The organism is Streptomyces sp. NPDC026246 (assembly GCF_055567995.1).
This window is the reverse complement of sequence record NZ_JBVHPJ010000002.1, coordinates 424,273-440,290: the sequence shown is the minus strand read 5'-3', so window position 1 is coordinate 440,290 and position 16,018 is coordinate 424,273. Positions and strand designations below refer to the sequence as shown.

Here is a 16,018-nt window from a genome sequence, read left to right as displayed (position 1 = left end):
GGGAAACGTGAGACGGCCCGGCGCCGTCGTAAGACGAGCAGGTGGATACGTGACGAATCTGATGCCTTCAGCCGCCGGCGAGCCTTCCATCGGTGGTGGCCTCGGCGACCAGGTCTACAACCGGCTGCTTGGCGAGCGGATCATCTTCCTCGGCCAGCCGGTCGACGACGACATTGCCAACAAGATCACCGCACAGCTGCTGCTCCTTGCCGCCGACCCGGACAAGGACATCTACCTGTACATCAACAGCCCCGGCGGTTCGATCACGGCCGGCATGGCGATCTACGACACGATGCAGTTCATCAAGAACGACGTGGTGACCATCGCCATGGGTCTCGCGGCTTCCATGGGGCAGTTCCTGCTCAGCGCGGGCACCCCCGGCAAGCGCTTCGCGCTGCCGAACGCCGAGATCCTGATCCACCAGCCCTCCGCCGGTCTGGCCGGTTCGGCCTCGGACATCAAGATCCACGCCGAGCGGCTGCTGCACACCAAGAAGCGCATGGCCGAGCTCACCGCTCAGCACACCGGCCAGTCGGTCGAGCAGATCACCCGCGACTCGGACCGCGACCGCTGGTTCGACGCCTTCGAGGCCAAGGAGTACGGCCTCATCGACGACGTGATCCCCACGGCCGCCGGCATGCCGGGCGGCGGCGGCACCGGGGCCTGAGCGGTCCTCACGGGGCCTGTGGCGCCCCGTGAGGCCACGGAGCCCCTCCAGGCTCCAGCGGACCCCAGTCAGCCCCAGCCGACCGCCTCAGCCCTTTCCAGGAGACACCGTGAACCAGTTCCCCGGCAGTGGGATCTACGACCGTATGCACGCCATGCAGGACGCGAGCGGCTCGCAGGGCCGCTACACCGGCCCGCAGGCCGAGTCCCGCTACGTCATCCCGCGTTTCGTCGAGCGCACCTCGCAGGGCATCCGCGAGTACGACCCGTACGCGAAGCTCTTCGAGGAGCGCGTGATCTTCCTCGGCGTCCAGATCGACGACGCCTCCGCCAACGACGTCATGGCGCAGCTGCTGTGCCTGGAGTCGATGGACCCCGACCGTGACATCTCGGTCTACATCAACAGCCCGGGCGGCTCCTTCACCGCGCTCACGGCGATCTACGACACCATGCAGTACGTCAAGCCGGACATCCAGACGGTCTGCATGGGCCAGGCCGCGTCCGCCGCCGCCGTCCTGCTCGCCGCCGGCACGCCGGGCAAGCGCATGGCCCTGCCGAACGCGCGCGTGCTGATCCACCAGCCCTACAGCGAGACGGGCCGCGGCCAGGTGTCCGACCTGGAGATCGCCGCCAACGAGATCCTCCGCATGCGCACGCAGCTGGAGGAGATGCTGGCCAAGCACTCCACCCAGGCGATCGACAAGATCCGCGAGGACATCGAGCGCGACAAGATCCTCACGGCCGAGGACGCCCTGAGCTACGGCCTGATCGACCAGATCATCACCACCCGGAAGATGGACAACTCGAGCCTGCGCTGAGGCGAGAGGCTGTAACGTCTGCCGCCCCTTGGCACGGTTTGACACGGTCCACGTCAAAGCGAACCGCGCCAAGGGGGGCCCGGACGGGGGGCCCGGCAAGGTACCGTCGGACATAAGGCAGCACCAGGAGTCCGCTGGACGTCGGCGTCGCCGACCTTCAGGAGTCTCCCAGGCGAAGGGGAAGCACACCGTGGCACGCATCGGTGACGGCGGCGATCTGCTCAAGTGCTCGTTCTGCGGCAAGAGCCAGAAGCAGGTCAAGAAGCTCATCGCAGGGCCCGGTGTGTACATCTGCGACGAGTGCATCGACCTCTGCAACGAGATCATCGAGGAAGAACTCGCGGAGACCAGCGAGGTCCGCTGGGAGGAACTCCCGAAGCCGCGCGAGATCTACGAGTTCCTCGAGGGCTACGTGGTCGGCCAGGAGGCCGCCAAGAAGGCCCTGTCCGTCGCGGTGTACAACCACTACAAGCGCGTCCAGGCCGGGGAGAACGGCGGGGGCAACGGCCGTGACGACGCCATCGAGTTGGCGAAGTCCAACATCCTCCTGCTCGGCCCCACGGGCTCGGGCAAGACCCTCCTCGCGCAGACCCTCGCGCGCATGCTGAACGTCCCGTTCGCGATCGCCGACGCCACGGCCCTGACGGAGGCCGGCTACGTCGGCGAGGACGTCGAGAACATCCTCCTCAAGCTCATCCAGGCGGCCGACTACGACGTCAAGAAGGCCGAGACCGGGATCATCTACATCGACGAGATCGACAAGGTCGCGCGGAAGAGCGAGAACCCCTCCATCACGCGTGACGTGTCGGGCGAGGGCGTCCAGCAGGCCCTGCTGAAGATCCTGGAGGGCACCACGGCCTCCGTGCCGCCGCAGGGCGGGCGCAAGCACCCCCACCAGGAGTTCATCCAGATCGACACGACGAACGTGCTGTTCATCGTGGGCGGTGCCTTCTCCGGGCTGGAGAAGATCATCGAGGCCCGGGCCGGCGCCAAGGGCATCGGCTTCGGCGCGCAGATCCGCTCCAAGCGTGAGATGGAGTCCAAGGACCAGTTCCAGGAGGTCATGCCGGAGGACCTGGTCAAGTTCGGCATGATCCCCGAGTTCATCGGACGCCTGCCGGTCATCACCTCGGTGCACAACCTCGACCGCGAGGCGCTGCTCCAGATCCTCGTCGAACCGCGCAACGCGCTCGTGAAGCAGTACCAGCGCCTGTTCGAACTCGACGGTGTGGAGCTGGACTTCGAGCGCGAGGCGCTGGAGGCCATCGCCGACCAGGCCATCCTCCGCCAGACCGGCGCGCGCGGCCTGCGCGCCATCATGGAGGAAGTCCTCCAGGGCGTCATGTACGAAGTCCCGTCCCGCAAGGACGTGGCCCGGGTCGTCATCACGGCGGACGTCGTCCAGTCCAACGTCAACCCGACGCTGATCCCGAGGGACGCGCGCGGCCGGGGCCCGGGCGAACAGAAGACGGCCTGACCCCCCAGACCACGCAAAGGCGCCCGGCGACATCGCCGGGCGCCTTCGTCGTCCTCTGGGGTCAGGCCTTGACGCGGACTTCCCCGCGGACCTTCGTGGTGAGGTCGATCGCCACGTCCTTGGTGACGCCCTGCGCCGCGTCACCGGGGGAGATGATGGCGATGGTGCTGTAATCGGCCCACGCGCAGAACCAGTTGGTCTTCTCCTTCTTGGTCCGCTGGTCCTGACCCTTGACCGACTGGCACTTCATGACCGCGCCGTCGAGGTCCGCCGACTCCGGCTCGCCGACCAGTTCGGGCTTGCCGGACCCGGTGGACGACTCCTTCTCGGCCGACTTCCTGAAGTTGGCGAAGAACAGGTCCAGCGTCGCCTCCGGGTCGGAGATCTCACCGTAGGCACCGGCCACCGACAGGGTCTTGGCCGTGGCCATCTTCGCGGCGGACGCCGGGTCGTTCGGGTCGTAGTCGCTCAGGTCGACCGTCGAGTACAGGCCCGCCGCCGTCTTGGCGTTCTTGACGCCGCTCTTCTCCAGTTCCGCCGTCGAGTCGTCGCCGGCGGTCTGTCCGTCCTTGGTGGTGCGCTGGTAGTCGGTGAGCACCTTCGCCGGCGTCGCCAGCCTGTGCGGCCCGTCGTCCTCCAGCGCGCCCGCGCCCCCGCTGCCGCCGAGGACGAAGTACGCGCCCACGCCGATCGCCGCGACGACCGCGACCGCGCCGATGATCAGGCCCGTCTTCTTCTTGCCGCCGCCCGGCGCCGGAGGCTGCGGCACGCCGTAGGGGGGCTGGCCGTAGGGGGCCTGGCCGTAGGGCGGCTGCGGCTGCTGGCCGTACGGGGGCTGCTGCGGCGGGACGCCCTGCGGGGGCTGCTGCGGGTAGCCGTAGCCGGGCTGGGGCGGAGGAGCCTGCTGGGGGTAGCCGTAGCCGGGCTGGGGCGCCTGCGGCGGCTGGCCGTACGGGCCCGGCTGGCCGTACGGTCCGGGCTGCTGGGGCTGCCCGCCGTACGGGCCCGGCTGGTTGTAGCTCATCTTCTGGGTTCCCCTCCAGATGTTCAGGTCTTACCGACATCCTGGCGCAGACCCGCCGTGTGCATGGCATCGGGGCCGCCACCGTTACAAACGAAACGCGTTTCGGGACGGGGTCGTGACACCTCTAAACTGAGCCCCGTGACCGAGAACGCTCAGCAGCAGCCACCCGCGCCCAGCACCGACCTGCCGACCCAGTACGCGCCGGCCGACGTAGAGGGGCCGCTGTACGAGCGCTGGGTGGAGCGGGGCTACTTCGAGGCGGACGCCAAGAGTGAGAAGCCGCCGTACACCATCGTCATCCCGCCGCCGAACGTCACCGGGAGCCTGCACCTCGGGCACGCCTTCGAGCACACCCTCATCGACGCCCTGACCCGCCGTAAGCGGATGCAGGGCTTCGAGACGCTGTGGCAGCCCGGCATGGACCACGCCGGCATCGCCACGCAGAACGTCGTCGAGCGCGAGCTCGGCAAGGAGGGCAAGTCCCGGCACGACCTCGGCCGGGAGGCCTTCGTCGAGCGGGTCTGGCAGTGGAAGGGCGAGTCCGGCGGCCAGATCAGCGGTCAGATGCGGCGGTTGGGCGACGGCGTCGCCTGGTCGCGCGAGCGCTTCACGATGGACGAGGGCCTGTCCCAGGCCGTCCAGACCATCTTCAAGCGGCTCTACGACGACGAGCTGATCTACCGTGCCGAGCGCATCATCAACTGGTGCCCCCGGTGCCTGACGGCCATCTCGGACATCGAGGTCGAGTACCAGGACGACGACGGCGAACTCGTCTCCATGACGTACGGCGACGGGGACGACACCATCGTCGTCGCCACCACCCGCGCCGAGACGATGCTCGGCGACACGGCCGTCGCCGTCCACCCCGAGGACGAGCGCTACAAGCATCTGGTCGGCAAGCAGATCAAGCTGCCGCTGACCGACCGCTCCATCCCGGTCGTCGCCGACGAGCACGTCGACCCCGAGTTCGGCACGGGCGCCGTCAAGGTCACCCCCGCGCACGACCCGAACGACTTCGAGATCGGCCAGCGCCACGACCTGCCGGCCATCACGATCATGGACGAGCACGCGGTCATCACCGCCCACGGCCCCTTCCAGGGCCTGGACCGGCTGGAGGCCCGCTCGGCGATCGTCGCCGCACTGCGCGCCGAGGGCCGGATCGTCGCCGAGAAGCGGCCCTACGTCCACTCCGTCGGCCACTGCTCGCGCTGCAAGACCACCATCGAGCCGCGCCTGTCCATGCAGTGGTGGGTCAAGGTCGGCCCGCTGGCCAAGGCGGCCGGTGACGCCGTCCGCGACGGCCGGGTCAAGATCCACCCGCAGGAGATGGAGAAGCGCTACTTCGACTGGGTCGACAACCTCCACGACTGGTGCATCTCGCGCCAGCTGTGGTGGGGCCACCGCATCCCGGTCTGGTACGGCCCGAACGGCGAGGTCGTCTGCGTCGGCCCCGACGACGAGGCCCCGACCGGCGAGGGCTGGCGTCAGGACACCGACGTCCTCGACACCTGGTTCTCCTCCGGCCTGTGGCCGTTCTCCACGCTCGGCTGGCCCGAGCAGACCGAGTCGCTCGCGAAGTTCTACCCCAACTCCGTCCTGGTCACCGGCTACGACATCCTCTTCTTCTGGGTCGCCCGGATGATGATGTTCGGCCTGTACGCGATGGACGGCACCCCGCCGTTCCACACCATCGCCCTGCACGGCATGGTCCGCGACCAGTTCGGCAAGAAGATGTCGAAGTCCTTCGGCAACGCGGTCAACCCGCTGGACTGGATGGACAAGTACGGCTCCGACGCCCTGCGCTTCACCCTGGCCCGCGGCGCCAACCCGGGCGTCGACGTCCCGATCGGCGAGGACTGGGTCCAGGGCTCGCGCAACTTCGCCAACAAGATCTGGAACGCGACGCGCTTCGCGCTGATGAACGGCGCGACGATCGAGGGCCCGCTGCCGGACGCCTCGAAGATGTCGTCGACCGACCGCTGGATCCTCTCCCGCCTCAACTCGGTCGTCGCCGAGGTGGACGCGTTCTACGAGGACTACCAGTTCGCCAAGCTCTCCGACGCCCTGTTCCACTTCGCGTGGGACGAGGTCTTCGACTGGTACGTCGAGCTGTCCAAGACGACGTTCCAGGCGGGCGGCGAGGCGGCCGAGGTCTCCCAGCGCGTCCTGGGCGAGGTCCTCGACGTCACGCTGAAGCTGCTGCACCCGGTGGTCCCCTTCGTCACCGAGACGCTGTGGACGACGCTGACCGGCGGCGAGTCGGTCGTCATCGCCGACTGGCCGAAGGACAGCGGCTTCCGGGACGCCGACGCCGAGCGCGAGATCGAGTCGCTCCAGTCGGTCATCACCGAGGTCCGCCGCTTCCGCGCCGACCAGGGCCTGCAGCCCGGCCAGCGGGTCCCGGCCCGGCTCACCCTGGACGGCACGCCGTTCGCGCCGCACGAGGCGGCCATCCGACAGCTGCTCCGCCTCCAGCCGGAGGGCGAGTCCTTCACGGCCACGGCGACCCTGCCGGTCGCCGGTGCCGAGGTCGCGCTCGACCTGTCCGGCACGATCGACGTGGCGGCGGAGCGCAAGCGCCTGGCGAAGGACCTCGCCGCGGCCGAGAAGGAGAAGGCCCAGGCGAACGCCAAGCTCGGCAACGAGGCGTTCCTGGCGAAGGCCCCCGACCACGTCGTGGACAAGATCCGCACCCGCCTGGCCAAGGCGGAGGAGGACATCGCCCGCATCCAGTCCCAGCTGGAGCGCCTGCCGCAGGCGTAGCCCGCCCGTACGGCGTGAAGGCCCCCGGTGCTTGTCGGCGCCGGGGGCCTTCACGCCGTACAGGGGCGCGGGGAACGGCGCGACGAGCCAGGACGAACGGGCACGCACCCGACGACACAAGCCACCGCGAACAATGTCAGTCGGTCTCCGTAGACTGGGCCCCGTGAGCGAGCTCCCCCCGGACCACAGCGCCGACGACCAGCCCGACCCCCTGGACCCCTTCGACGAGATCATCGCGGAGGAGACCACCCGCGACCCCGACCTCGCCGTCATCGAGGCCGGCAGCCGCACCCTGCGCACCCAGGGCGGCCCGCCCGACGCCGACGTCCCCACGCGGCCCGCCGACCCCGAGGTGGACAAGGCCTTGCGCGAGGTCGAGACGGAGCTCGCCACGCGCTGGGGCGAGACCAAGCTGGAGCCGTCCGTCGCCCGCATCGCCGCGCTGATGGACGTCCTGGGCGAGCCGCAGCGGTCGTACCCCTCGATCCACATCACGGGCACCAACGGCAAGACCTCCACCGCCCGCATGATCGAGGCCCTGCTCGGCGCCTTCGAGCTGCGCACCGGGCGCTACACCTCGCCCCACGTGCAGTCGATCACCGAGCGCATCAGCCTGGACGGCGCCCCGGTCGCCCCCGAGCGGTTCATCGAGACGTACCAGGACATCAAGCCGTACGTGGAGATGGTCGACGGGCAGCAGGAGTACCGGCTGTCGTTCTTCGAGGTGCTCACGGGCATGGCGTACGCGGCCTTCGCGGACGCCCCCGTGGACGTCGCCGTCGTCGAGGTCGGCATGGGCGGCTCCTGGGACGCCACGAACGTGATCGACGGTGACGTCGCCGTCGTGACGCCCATCGACCTGGACCACACCGACCGGCTGGGCTCCACGCACGCCGAGATCGCCACGGAGAAGTCCGGGATCATCAAGCAGGACGCGACGGTCATCATGGCGCAGCAGCCGGTCGGCGCCGCGCAGGTGCTGCTGAAGAAGGCCGTCGACGTGGACGCGACGGTGGCCCGGGAGGGCCTGGAGTTCGGCGTCGTCGACCGGCAGGTGGCCGTCGGCGGTCAGCTGGTGACGCTGCGGGGGCTGGGCGGCGAGTACCCGGAGGTCTATCTGCCGCTGCACGGGGCGCACCAGGCGCACAACGCGGCCGTGGCGCTGGCCGCGGTGGAGGCGTTCTTCGGGGTCGGCGCCCAGCGGCCCGAGCCGCTGGAGGTGGACACGGTCCGCAAGGCGTTCGCGGCCGTGGCCTCGCCGGGCCGTCTGGAGGTCGTGCGGCGCTCGCCGACGGTCGTGCTGGACGCCGCGCACAACCCGGCCGGTGCCCGGGCCGCGGCCGAGGCGATCGGGGAGGCGTTCCAGTTCAGCCGTCTCATCGGGGTGGTCGGCGCGAGCGGCGACAAGAACGTGCGCGGCCTCCTGGAAGCCTTCGAGCCGGTGTTCGCGGAGGTCGTCGTCACGCAGAACTCCAGCCACCGCGCGATGGACGCCGACGAGCTGGCCGGTATCGCCGTCGAGGTGTTCGGCGAGGAGCGCGTGCAGGTCGAGCCGCGGCTGCCGGACGCCCTGGAGGCCGCGATCACGCTGGCCGAGGAGGAGGGCGAGTTCGCCGGCGGCGGTGTGCTCGTCACCGGTTCCGTCATCACCGTCGGCGAGGCCCGACTGCTGCTGGGAAGGGGCTGAGGTTCCGTGCGCACGCTCTGTTCCTCGACGCTGATCGGCGAGTTCTTCATCATCGGCTTCGCCGGCCTGGTCGCCATGAAGGACCCCGACTTGTCCATGACGACCGTGTGGACGGTCAGCGGTGTCGCGATGTTCCTGTGCCTGCTGCTGTGCGGCCTGGTGACGCGTCCCGGCGGGGTCGCCCTGGGCTGGGCGCTGCAGATCGCGCTCATCGCGTCGGGGTTCGCGGTGCCGATGATGTTCTTCCTGGGCGTGGTCTTCGCGGCCCTGTGGTGGGCGTCGGTGCACTACGGCCGGAAGGTCGACGCGGCAAAGGCGAGATTCGCGGCCCAGGCGGCATCCTCCACGCCTGACGCTGCGTGACGGGCACGCCGACACGCCGGGTAACCTCGTCCCACCGCACCACCTTGATTGCATAAGGAGCCCGTCGTGAGCCAGCGCACCCTCGTCCTCCTCAAGCCCGACGCCGTCCGTCGCGGCCTGACCGGCGAGATCATCAGCCGCATCGAGCGCAAGGCGGGCTGGACGATCACCGCGCTGGAGCTGCGCACCCTGGACCAGGACACGCTGGAGCAGCACTACGGCGAGCACAAGGGCAAGCCCTTCTACGAGCCGCTGGTGGCGTTCATGTCCTCCGGCCCGGTCGTGGCGCTGATCGTCGAGGGCGAGCGCGTCATCGAGGGTGTGCGGCAGCTGGCCGGCCCGACCGACCCGATCGCCGCGGCGCCCGGTTCCATCCGCGGTGACTTCGGTGTGATCGTCCGGGAGAACCTGATCCACGCCTCGGACTCCGAGGAGTCCGCCGAGCGCGAGGTGAAGATCTTCTTCCCCGGCCGTTCGTAACGTCCGCACCGCACCGGCACACAGGGCGGGTCCGGGGGCCGAGGTCCCCGGGCTTTGCGGCATATGCGTGGCGATCGAGGGAACGAACGGCCCCGAACGCCCGTCTCCACAAGCGGATGCGGCCGCCATCTGCTGACAATGGCCAGGACCCTCCCGCAGTGTTCGCGAAGGCGCGTCTACCATGGAAGCCTTCACGTCACAGCACCCACCTTCGCCGACCTGAAAAGCCCTCAAAAGCGCACAGGAAGGCCAGACGAATCTCGATGGGGAACTCAATGTCGTTCATCGGCCGTGACATGGCTGTCGACCTCGGGACCGCCAACACGCTGGTGTACGTCAGGGGTCGCGGGATCGTACTCAACGAACCGTCCGTCGTCGCGATCAACACCAACACCGGTGGCATCCTCGCGGTCGGCGCCGAAGCGAAGAAGATGATCGGGCGCACGCCCGGCAACATCGTTGCCGTGCGTCCGCTGAAGGACGGCGTGATCGCCGACTTCGAGATCACCGAGCGGATGCTCCGCTACTTCATCCTGAAGATCCACAAGCGGCGCTATCTGGCTCGTCCGCGGGTCGTCGTCTGTGTGCCCTCGGGCATCACGGGCGTCGAGCGCCGCGCCGTCATCGAGGCGTCGTCCCAGGCCGGCGCCCGCCAGGTGCACATCATCGAGGAGCCCATGGCCGCGGCCATCGGCTCCGGCCTGCCGGTCCACGAGGCCACGGGCAACATGGTGGTCGACATCGGTGGCGGCACGACGGAGGTCGCGGTCATCTCCCTCGGCGGCATCGTCACCGCCCAGTCCATCCGCGTCGCGGGCGACGAGCTGGACAACGCGATCATCCAGCACATCAAGAAGGAGTACTCGCTCCTGCTGGGTGAGCGGACGGCCGAGCAGATCAAGATCACGATCGGTTCGGCGTACGACCTCGACACCGACGAGCACACCGAAATCCGCGGCCGGGACCTGGTGTCCGGGCTGCCGAAGACCGTCGTCATCTCCGCCGCCGAGGTCCGCAAGGCGATCGAGGAGCCGGTCAACGCGATCGTCGACGCCGTCAAGACGACCCTCGACAAGTGCCCGCCGGAGCTGTCCGGCGACATCATGGATCGGGGAATCGTTCTGACCGGCGGTGGAGCGCTGCTGCGGGGCCTGGACGAGCGGCTGCGCCGGGAGACCGGCATGCCGATCCACATCGCCGAGGACCCCCTGGACAGCGTGGCGCTCGGGTCCGGAAAGTGCGTCGAGGAGTTCGAGGCACTCCAGCAGGTGCTGGACGCCCAGCCGCGCAGATGACATAACTCTTCGATTCCGCCGTACGGGACGATCTCCTCTCGTACGGCGGATCGTTGATATAGAGGCATAAGCTCCCACAAAAGCAGCCCCCCGGTATTCCGTGGGGCATCCCGAATTCCTATGAGGAAGGCACGGCCGCCGCACGTGAGGGACACACGAGAGAGCCGGCTGCTCCTGGTGCTGCTGATCGCCATCGCTTTCGCGTTGATCACGGTGGACATCCGCGGCGGGGAGGATTCGCCCGTCGACGGTGCCCGGCAGGGCGCGGCGACGGTCTTCGGCCCGATCGAGAGCGGAGTCTCGGCCGCGGTCGACCCGGTCGGCAACGCGGTCTCCGCCATCCGTGACTCCGGGGAGCGGCACGACCGGCTCGCCACGCTGGAGCGGGAGAACGCGGCCCTGAAGGCCCGCCTCGGCAGCGACGACCGCAGCCGCAGCCGGCTCAAGCAACTCGACAAGATGCTGAAGGTCGCCGGCCAGGGGCAGTACGGCATCAAGGGCGCCGAGGTCATCGCCATCGGCGCGGCGCAGGGCTTCTCCTGGACCATCACGATCGACGTCGGCGCCCAGGACGGCATCAAGCGCGACATGACCGTCCTGAACGGCGACGGGCTCGTCGGCCGCGTCACCACCGTCGGTCCGCACACCGCCACCGTGCTGCTCGCCAGCGACCCCGACTTCACCGTCGGCACCCGCATGGAGTCCGGCGACGAACTCGGCTTCGCCTCCGGCCAGGGCGACCGCCCGCTGCGCGTCGAACTGCTCAACGGCAAGGCCGAGGTGAAGAAGGGGGACCGCCTGGTCACCTTCGGCTCGCAGGCCGACCGGCCGTTCGTGCCCGGCGTGCCCGTCGGCGTGGTCTCCCGCGTCGACCCCTCCGGCGGCGACCTGACCCGCACGCTCTACGTCACGCCGTACGCCGCCTTCAGCAAGCTCGACATCGTCGGTGTCGTCGTCCAGGCCCCGAAGAAGGACCCCCGCGACACGGTGCTCCCGCCCAAGCCCAAGCCCACCCCGAGGCCGACGGTGACGGTGACCGTGACGCCGTCCGCCGAGGCCCCCGTGGACGGCCAGAACCAGCAAGAGCAGTAGGAGCTCACATCCCATGCGCGTCAACCGGATCCTGCTCTCCTCCGCCCTGGTCGTCGTCGCCCTGGTGATCCAGGTCAGCGTCCTCGCCCGCCTGCACCTGCCGGGCGCCGTGCCCGACCTGCTGCTGCTCACCGTGCTGGGCCTGGCGCTGGTGTACGGGCACGTCGGCGGCGCCCTGATCGGCTTCGCCGCGGGACTGCTGGCCGACCTCGCCCCGCCCGCCGACCACGCGGCCGGGCGGTACGCCCTGGTGCTGTGCGTCATCGGCTACCTCGCGGGCCTGGTCAAGCCCGAGACCGGCCAGCTGAAGTCCGCAACCGGGCCCATGGTCGTGGTGGTGGCCGCCGCCGTCGGCTCCACCCTGCTGTACGCCGGGGTCGGCGCCCTCGTCGGGGACACCGCCGCCCGCCACGTGGGCCTGGGCGGACTGCTGTTCACGGCCGCCCTGTACGACCTGCTGCTCGCCCCGTTCGTGGTGCCGGGTGTGATGGCGCTGGCCCGCAAGGTCGACAACGATCCGCTCGCCGAGTCCACCTCGGCCGCCGCCAAGGCCACCGACATCTCCTCCGGCTGGCTCGCCGGCGGCACCGGCCTGAAGATCGGCAGCCAGCGCAACGGCCTGCGGGTGAAGGCGGCCCGGGCGCGGATGGCGCGCGCCGGGCGCATCAAGGGGGTCAAGCGCCTGTGAACCCGGGGGCACGCACGGGGAAGTTCACCCGAACGGACCGCTCCGGTGGGAACGCCGGTTCAGGGACCGGGCGTTCATCACTCGACACCGCACACACGTGCGCCGGCAGACGGCCGGTCGCGCACAGCCGTACGCACACCGAGAGGGGGAGGCAGCCGCAGTGACCAACATCCCCGAGACCGGGCGGAACTCACGCGTCCAGATCCGGCTCGTCGTCATCCAGGTCCTCGTCCTCTCCCTCCTGCTCACCCTCGGCGGACGCCTGTGGTACCTCCAGATCCGTGAGGGCGCGGCCTACGCCAAGGAGGCCTCCGGCAACCACGTCCAGCAGGTCGTCCAGCCCGCCGTGCGCGGCTCCATCCTGGACGCCCGGGGCGTGGCCCTCGCCGACAACGAGACACGCCTGGTGGTCTCCGCGTCCCGCACGGACCTGCTGAAGATGAAGGACGACGGCAAGGAGGTCCTCACCAAGCTCGCGGGGGTCCTCGGCATGTCGCCCAAGGAGGTCCAGGCGAAGGTCCGGCTGTGCGACGCCGAGACGCCCCAGCCCTGCTGGAACGGCTCGCCCTACCAGCCCATCCCCATCACCGACGAGGCCACCCCCAAGCAGGCCCTGCAGATCCGCGAGCGCGCCGAGGACTTCCCCGGCATCAGCGCCGAGCCGCAGGCCGTGCGCCGCTACGCGGGCCCGGGCAAGGCCAACACCGCCCAGGTCCTCGGCTACCTCTCCCCGGTCACCGACGAGGAGATCACCAAGGCCCAGGACACCGACTCGCCGTACCTGCGCTCGGACCAGGTCGGCCGCTCGGGCCTGGAGCGCCAGTACGACAAGCAGTTGCGCGGCAAGGCCGGCGTCACGCGCTACGAGGTCGACAACCTCGGCCGTGTCATCGGCCAGGCGGAAGCCGACCCCGCCCACCCCGGCGACAACCTCGTCACCAGCATCGACGCCCGCGTCCAGCGGATCGCGGAGTACGAGCTGAACGAGGCCATGAAGCAGGCCCGCAAGGAGCACGACCGCAACACGGGCACGAACTACAAGGCCGACTCCGGCGCCGTCGTCGTCATGGAGGCCAAGACCGGCCGCGTCGTCGCCATGGCCTCCAACCCGACCTACGACCCGAACGCCTGGGTGGGCGGCATCTCCGCCAAGGACTACGCCCGCCTCACCGGCAAGAGCTCCAACTACCCGCTGCTGAACCGCGCCATCCAGGGCCAGTCGGCGCCCGGCTCCATCTTCAAGGTCATCCCGACGGCCGCCGCGGTCAACGCCGGCTACTCCTTCAACGGCCCCTACGAGTGCTCCAGCGCCTACTCCATCGGCGGCCAGGTCTTCAAGAACTTCGAGTCCAAGGGCTACGGGGCGATCAGCCTCGGCCGCGCCCTGGAGGTCTCCTGCGACACCGTCTTCTACCGCCTCTCCCACGAGGAGTGGAAGCGCGACGGCGGCACCAAGCCGAAGAAGAAGGCCAACGACTGGTTCTACAAGACCGCCCACCAGTTCGGTCTCGGCAAGGAGACCGGCATCGACCTGCCCAACGAGGTCACCGGCCGCGTCCCCGACCGCCAGTGGAAGCTGAACTACTGGAAGGCCAACAAGGACGTCTGGTGCCGCACCGGCAAGCGCAACGGCAGCTACGCCGAGAAGATCGCCTACGAGAACTGCCTCGAAGGCAACCGCCTGCGCGCCGGTGACTCCGTCAACTACTCCATCGGACAGGGCGACACCCTCGTCACGCCGATCCAGATGGCCACCATCTACGCGGCCATCTCCAACGGCGGCACGATGTACAACCCCTCCGTCGGCAAGGCGGTCATCAGCGCCGACGGCAAGACCGTGACGCCGATCAAGCCCCGGTCCCACGGCAAGCTCCCGATGACGCAGAAGACGCGCGACGAGATAGACGAAGCCCTCGCGGGAGTCGCCACCCGCGGTACCGCCGCCTGGAGGTTCGGCGGCTGGCCGCAGGACAAGATCCCGATGCACGCCAAGACGGGTACGGCGGAGGTCTACGGCAAGCAGACGACCTCCTGGTTCGCCACGTACACCAAGGACTACTCGATCGTCATGACGATCTCCCAGGGTGGTACGGGCTCCGGCGCCTCCGGCCCCGCCGTGCGCAACATCTACAACGCGCTCTACGGCGTCTCCCCGGAAGGCGACATCGACACCAAGAAGGCCCTGCTGCCCACGCCGCAGAAGACCCTGCCCAAGATCAAGGTCGACGGCACCATCGCCTCGCCGAAGCTGCCCAAGGACCCGGCCAAGGACCAGCAGGCGAAGAAGCAGGACCCGAACGCCCCGGCCGATCCGCTCCAGCCCGCGACGTCGGCCCCGCCGTCGCCCGAGAACCGCGACACCCGCAGGCGCCGGCGCCGGCGGGGAAGCCGGAGGTTGCCCACATGACCGGCGGTGTGAACAGCTTCCAGGTCTCCGGTTACGGGCCCGAGCGCTCCGGCTGGACGCGGCTGCTCGCCCGCGACTCGGTCGCCCGGCGCCTCGACTGGCCGATCCTGCTCGCGGCGCTCGCCCTGTCGCTGCTCGGCACGCTCCTGGTCTACTCGGCCACCCGCAACCGCACCGAGCTCAACCAGGGCGACCCGTACTACTTCCTCGTCCGGCACCTGCTGAACACCGGCATCGGGCTCGCCCTGATGGTCGCCACGATCTGGCTCGGCCACCGCGGCCTGCGCACCGTCGTGCCGCTGCTGTACGGCGTCTCGGTGCTGCTGATCCTGCTGGTGCTGACCCCGCTCGGCTCGACGATCAACGGCGCCCACTCCTGGATCAAGCTGCCCGGCGGTTTCTCGCTGCAGCCCTCGGAGTTCGTGAAGGTCACGATCATCCTGGGCATGGCGATGCTGCTGGCGGCCCGGGTCGACGCGGGCGACAAGACCTACCCCGACCACCGCACCGTCGTGCAGGCGCTCGGCCTGGCCGCCGTGCCCATGGCGATCGTGATGCTCATGCCGGACCTCGGGTCGGTGATGGTCATGGTCATCATCGTGCTGGGCGTGCTGCTGGCCTCCGGGGCCTCCAACCGCTGGGTCTTCGGCCTGATCGGCACCGGCGCCCTCGGGGCGATCACCGTCTGGCAGCTCGGGATTCTCGACGAGTACCAGATCAACCGCTTCGCCGCCTTCGCCAACCCCGAGCTCGACCCGGCCGGCGTCGGCTACAACACCAACCAGGCCCGGATCGCCATCGGCTCGGGCGGACTGACCGGCTCCGGCCTCTTCCACGGCTCGCAGACCACCGGGCAGTTCGTGCCCGAGCAGCAGACCGACTTCGTCTTCACGGTGGCGGGGGAGGAGCTCGGCTTCCTCGGCGGCGGCCTGATCATCCTGCTGCTCGGGATCGTCCTGTGGCGGGCCTGCGCGATCGCCCGGGACACCTCGGACCTGTACGGCACGATCGTCGTCGCGGGCATCATCGCCTGGTTCGCCTTCCAGACGTTCGAGAACGTCGGCATGACCCTGGGGATCATGCCCGTCACCGGCCTGCCCCTGCCCTTCGTGTCCTACGGCGGCTCGTCGATGTTCGCCGTGTGGATAGCGGTGGGACTGCTGCAGTCGATCAGAGTGCAGCGGCCGATGTCGGCCTGAGCGGGTACGGGGTGCCTTGTGGCGCCCCGTACCGCGTTCCGGCCCGGACGGTTAGATTC

General features: G+C 69.5%; 13 protein-coding genes. 12 read left to right on the top strand and 1 reads right to left on the bottom strand.

The annotated features are described in order from the left end of the window. Positions 1 to 61: 61 nt before the first annotated feature. The 3 genes from ACZ4M5_RS06080 (at position 62) to clpX (ending at position 2,961) form a co-directional block, all read left to right on the top strand. The gene (locus ACZ4M5_RS06080; protein ID WP_392035458.1) at positions 62 to 667 is read left to right on the top strand and encodes an ATP-dependent Clp protease proteolytic subunit; all 606 of its coding nucleotides are present in this window, start codon (positions 62 to 64) and stop codon (positions 665 to 667) included. Positions 668 to 776: 109 nt separating this feature from the next. Next, positions 777 to 1,484: an ATP-dependent Clp protease proteolytic subunit gene (locus tag ACZ4M5_RS06075; protein WP_467733556.1), complete on the top strand. Its 708-nt coding sequence runs from the start codon at positions 777 to 779 to the stop codon at positions 1,482 to 1,484. A gap of 190 nt (positions 1,485 to 1,674) precedes the next feature. Then, positions 1,675 to 2,961 carry an ATP-dependent Clp protease ATP-binding subunit ClpX gene (clpX, locus tag ACZ4M5_RS06070; protein ID WP_467733554.1) on the top strand — a complete coding sequence of 429 codons (1,287 nt, stop codon included), beginning with the start codon at positions 1,675 to 1,677 and terminating at the stop codon, positions 2,959 to 2,961. A gap of 61 nt (positions 2,962 to 3,022) precedes the next feature. Here clpX and ACZ4M5_RS06065 read toward each other — a convergent pair whose 3' ends face one another. Further along, positions 3,023 to 3,985 carry a hypothetical protein gene (locus tag ACZ4M5_RS06065; protein ID WP_467733552.1) on the bottom strand — a complete coding sequence of 321 codons (963 nt, stop codon included), beginning with the start codon at positions 3,983 to 3,985 and terminating at the stop codon, positions 3,023 to 3,025. A 138-nt stretch (positions 3,986 to 4,123) separates the two neighbouring features. Here ACZ4M5_RS06065 and ACZ4M5_RS06060 point away from each other — a divergent pair, with 138 nt between their 5' ends. From ACZ4M5_RS06060 to rodA, 9 genes are all read left to right on the top strand, one after another. Further along, positions 4,124 to 6,748, top strand: coding sequence for a valine--tRNA ligase (locus ACZ4M5_RS06060; RefSeq protein WP_467733550.1), 2,625 nt, complete (start codon positions 4,124 to 4,126; stop codon positions 6,746 to 6,748). Between the two features lie 163 nt (positions 6,749 to 6,911). Beyond that, positions 6,912 to 8,435: a bifunctional tetrahydrofolate synthase/dihydrofolate synthase gene (folC, locus tag ACZ4M5_RS06055; protein ID WP_467733548.1), complete on the top strand. Its 1,524-nt coding sequence runs from the start codon at positions 6,912 to 6,914 to the stop codon at positions 8,433 to 8,435. Between the two features lie 6 nt (positions 8,436 to 8,441). Beyond that, on the top strand, positions 8,442 to 8,798 hold the full coding sequence (locus ACZ4M5_RS06050; protein ID WP_467733546.1) for a DUF4233 domain-containing protein: 357 nt from the start codon (positions 8,442 to 8,444) through the stop codon (positions 8,796 to 8,798). Positions 8,799 to 8,864: 66 nt separating this feature from the next. Further along, on the top strand, positions 8,865 to 9,278 hold the full coding sequence (gene ndk / locus ACZ4M5_RS06045) for a nucleoside-diphosphate kinase (RefSeq protein ID WP_369195661.1): 414 nt from the start codon (positions 8,865 to 8,867) through the stop codon (positions 9,276 to 9,278). A 275-nt stretch (positions 9,279 to 9,553) separates the two neighbouring features. Further along, positions 9,554 to 10,573 (top strand): rod shape-determining protein, encoded by a 1,020-nt coding sequence (locus ACZ4M5_RS06040; RefSeq protein ID WP_006133575.1) that lies wholly within the window; start codon positions 9,554 to 9,556, stop codon positions 10,571 to 10,573. A gap of 144 nt (positions 10,574 to 10,717) precedes the next feature. Further along, a complete protein-coding gene (mreC, locus tag ACZ4M5_RS06035) occupies positions 10,718 to 11,665 on the top strand; it encodes a rod shape-determining protein MreC (RefSeq protein WP_467733544.1) in 948 nt (315 codons plus the stop codon). A 13-nt stretch (positions 11,666 to 11,678) separates the two neighbouring features. Then, positions 11,679 to 12,353 carry a rod shape-determining protein MreD gene (gene mreD, locus ACZ4M5_RS06030; protein WP_467733542.1) on the top strand — a complete coding sequence of 225 codons (675 nt, stop codon included), beginning with the start codon at positions 11,679 to 11,681 and terminating at the stop codon, positions 12,351 to 12,353. A gap of 160 nt (positions 12,354 to 12,513) precedes the next feature. Next, complete coding sequence (mrdA, locus tag ACZ4M5_RS06025; protein ID WP_467733540.1) at positions 12,514 to 14,760, top strand: penicillin-binding protein 2; 2,247 nt, start codon at positions 12,514 to 12,516, stop codon at positions 14,758 to 14,760. Further along, entirely contained in the window at positions 14,757 to 15,959 is a 1,203-nt protein-coding gene (gene rodA, locus ACZ4M5_RS06020) for a rod shape-determining protein RodA (protein WP_467733538.1), read from the top strand. The genes mrdA and rodA overlap by 4 nt, the downstream gene beginning before the upstream one ends. The last annotated feature ends 59 nt before the right edge of the window (positions 15,960 to 16,018 follow it).

Excerpts from the sequence above, each read along its gene's own strand:
- ACZ4M5_RS06040 (WP_006133575.1), top strand. The coding sequence starts at position 9,554 with ATGTCGTTCATCGGCCGTGACATGGCTGTCGACCTCGGGACCGCCAAC.
- ACZ4M5_RS06065 (WP_467733552.1), bottom strand. The coding sequence starts at position 3,985 with ATGAGCTACAACCAGCCGGGCCCGTACGGCGGGCAGCCCCAGCAGCCC.
- mreD (WP_467733542.1), top strand. The coding sequence starts at position 11,679 with ATGCGCGTCAACCGGATCCTGCTCTCCTCCGCCCTGGTCGTCGTCGCC.
- rodA (WP_467733538.1), top strand. The coding sequence starts at position 14,757 with ATGACCGGCGGTGTGAACAGCTTCCAGGTCTCCGGTTACGGGCCCGAG.
- ACZ4M5_RS06080 (WP_392035458.1), top strand. The coding sequence starts at position 62 with ATGCCTTCAGCCGCCGGCGAGCCTTCCATCGGTGGTGGCCTCGGCGAC.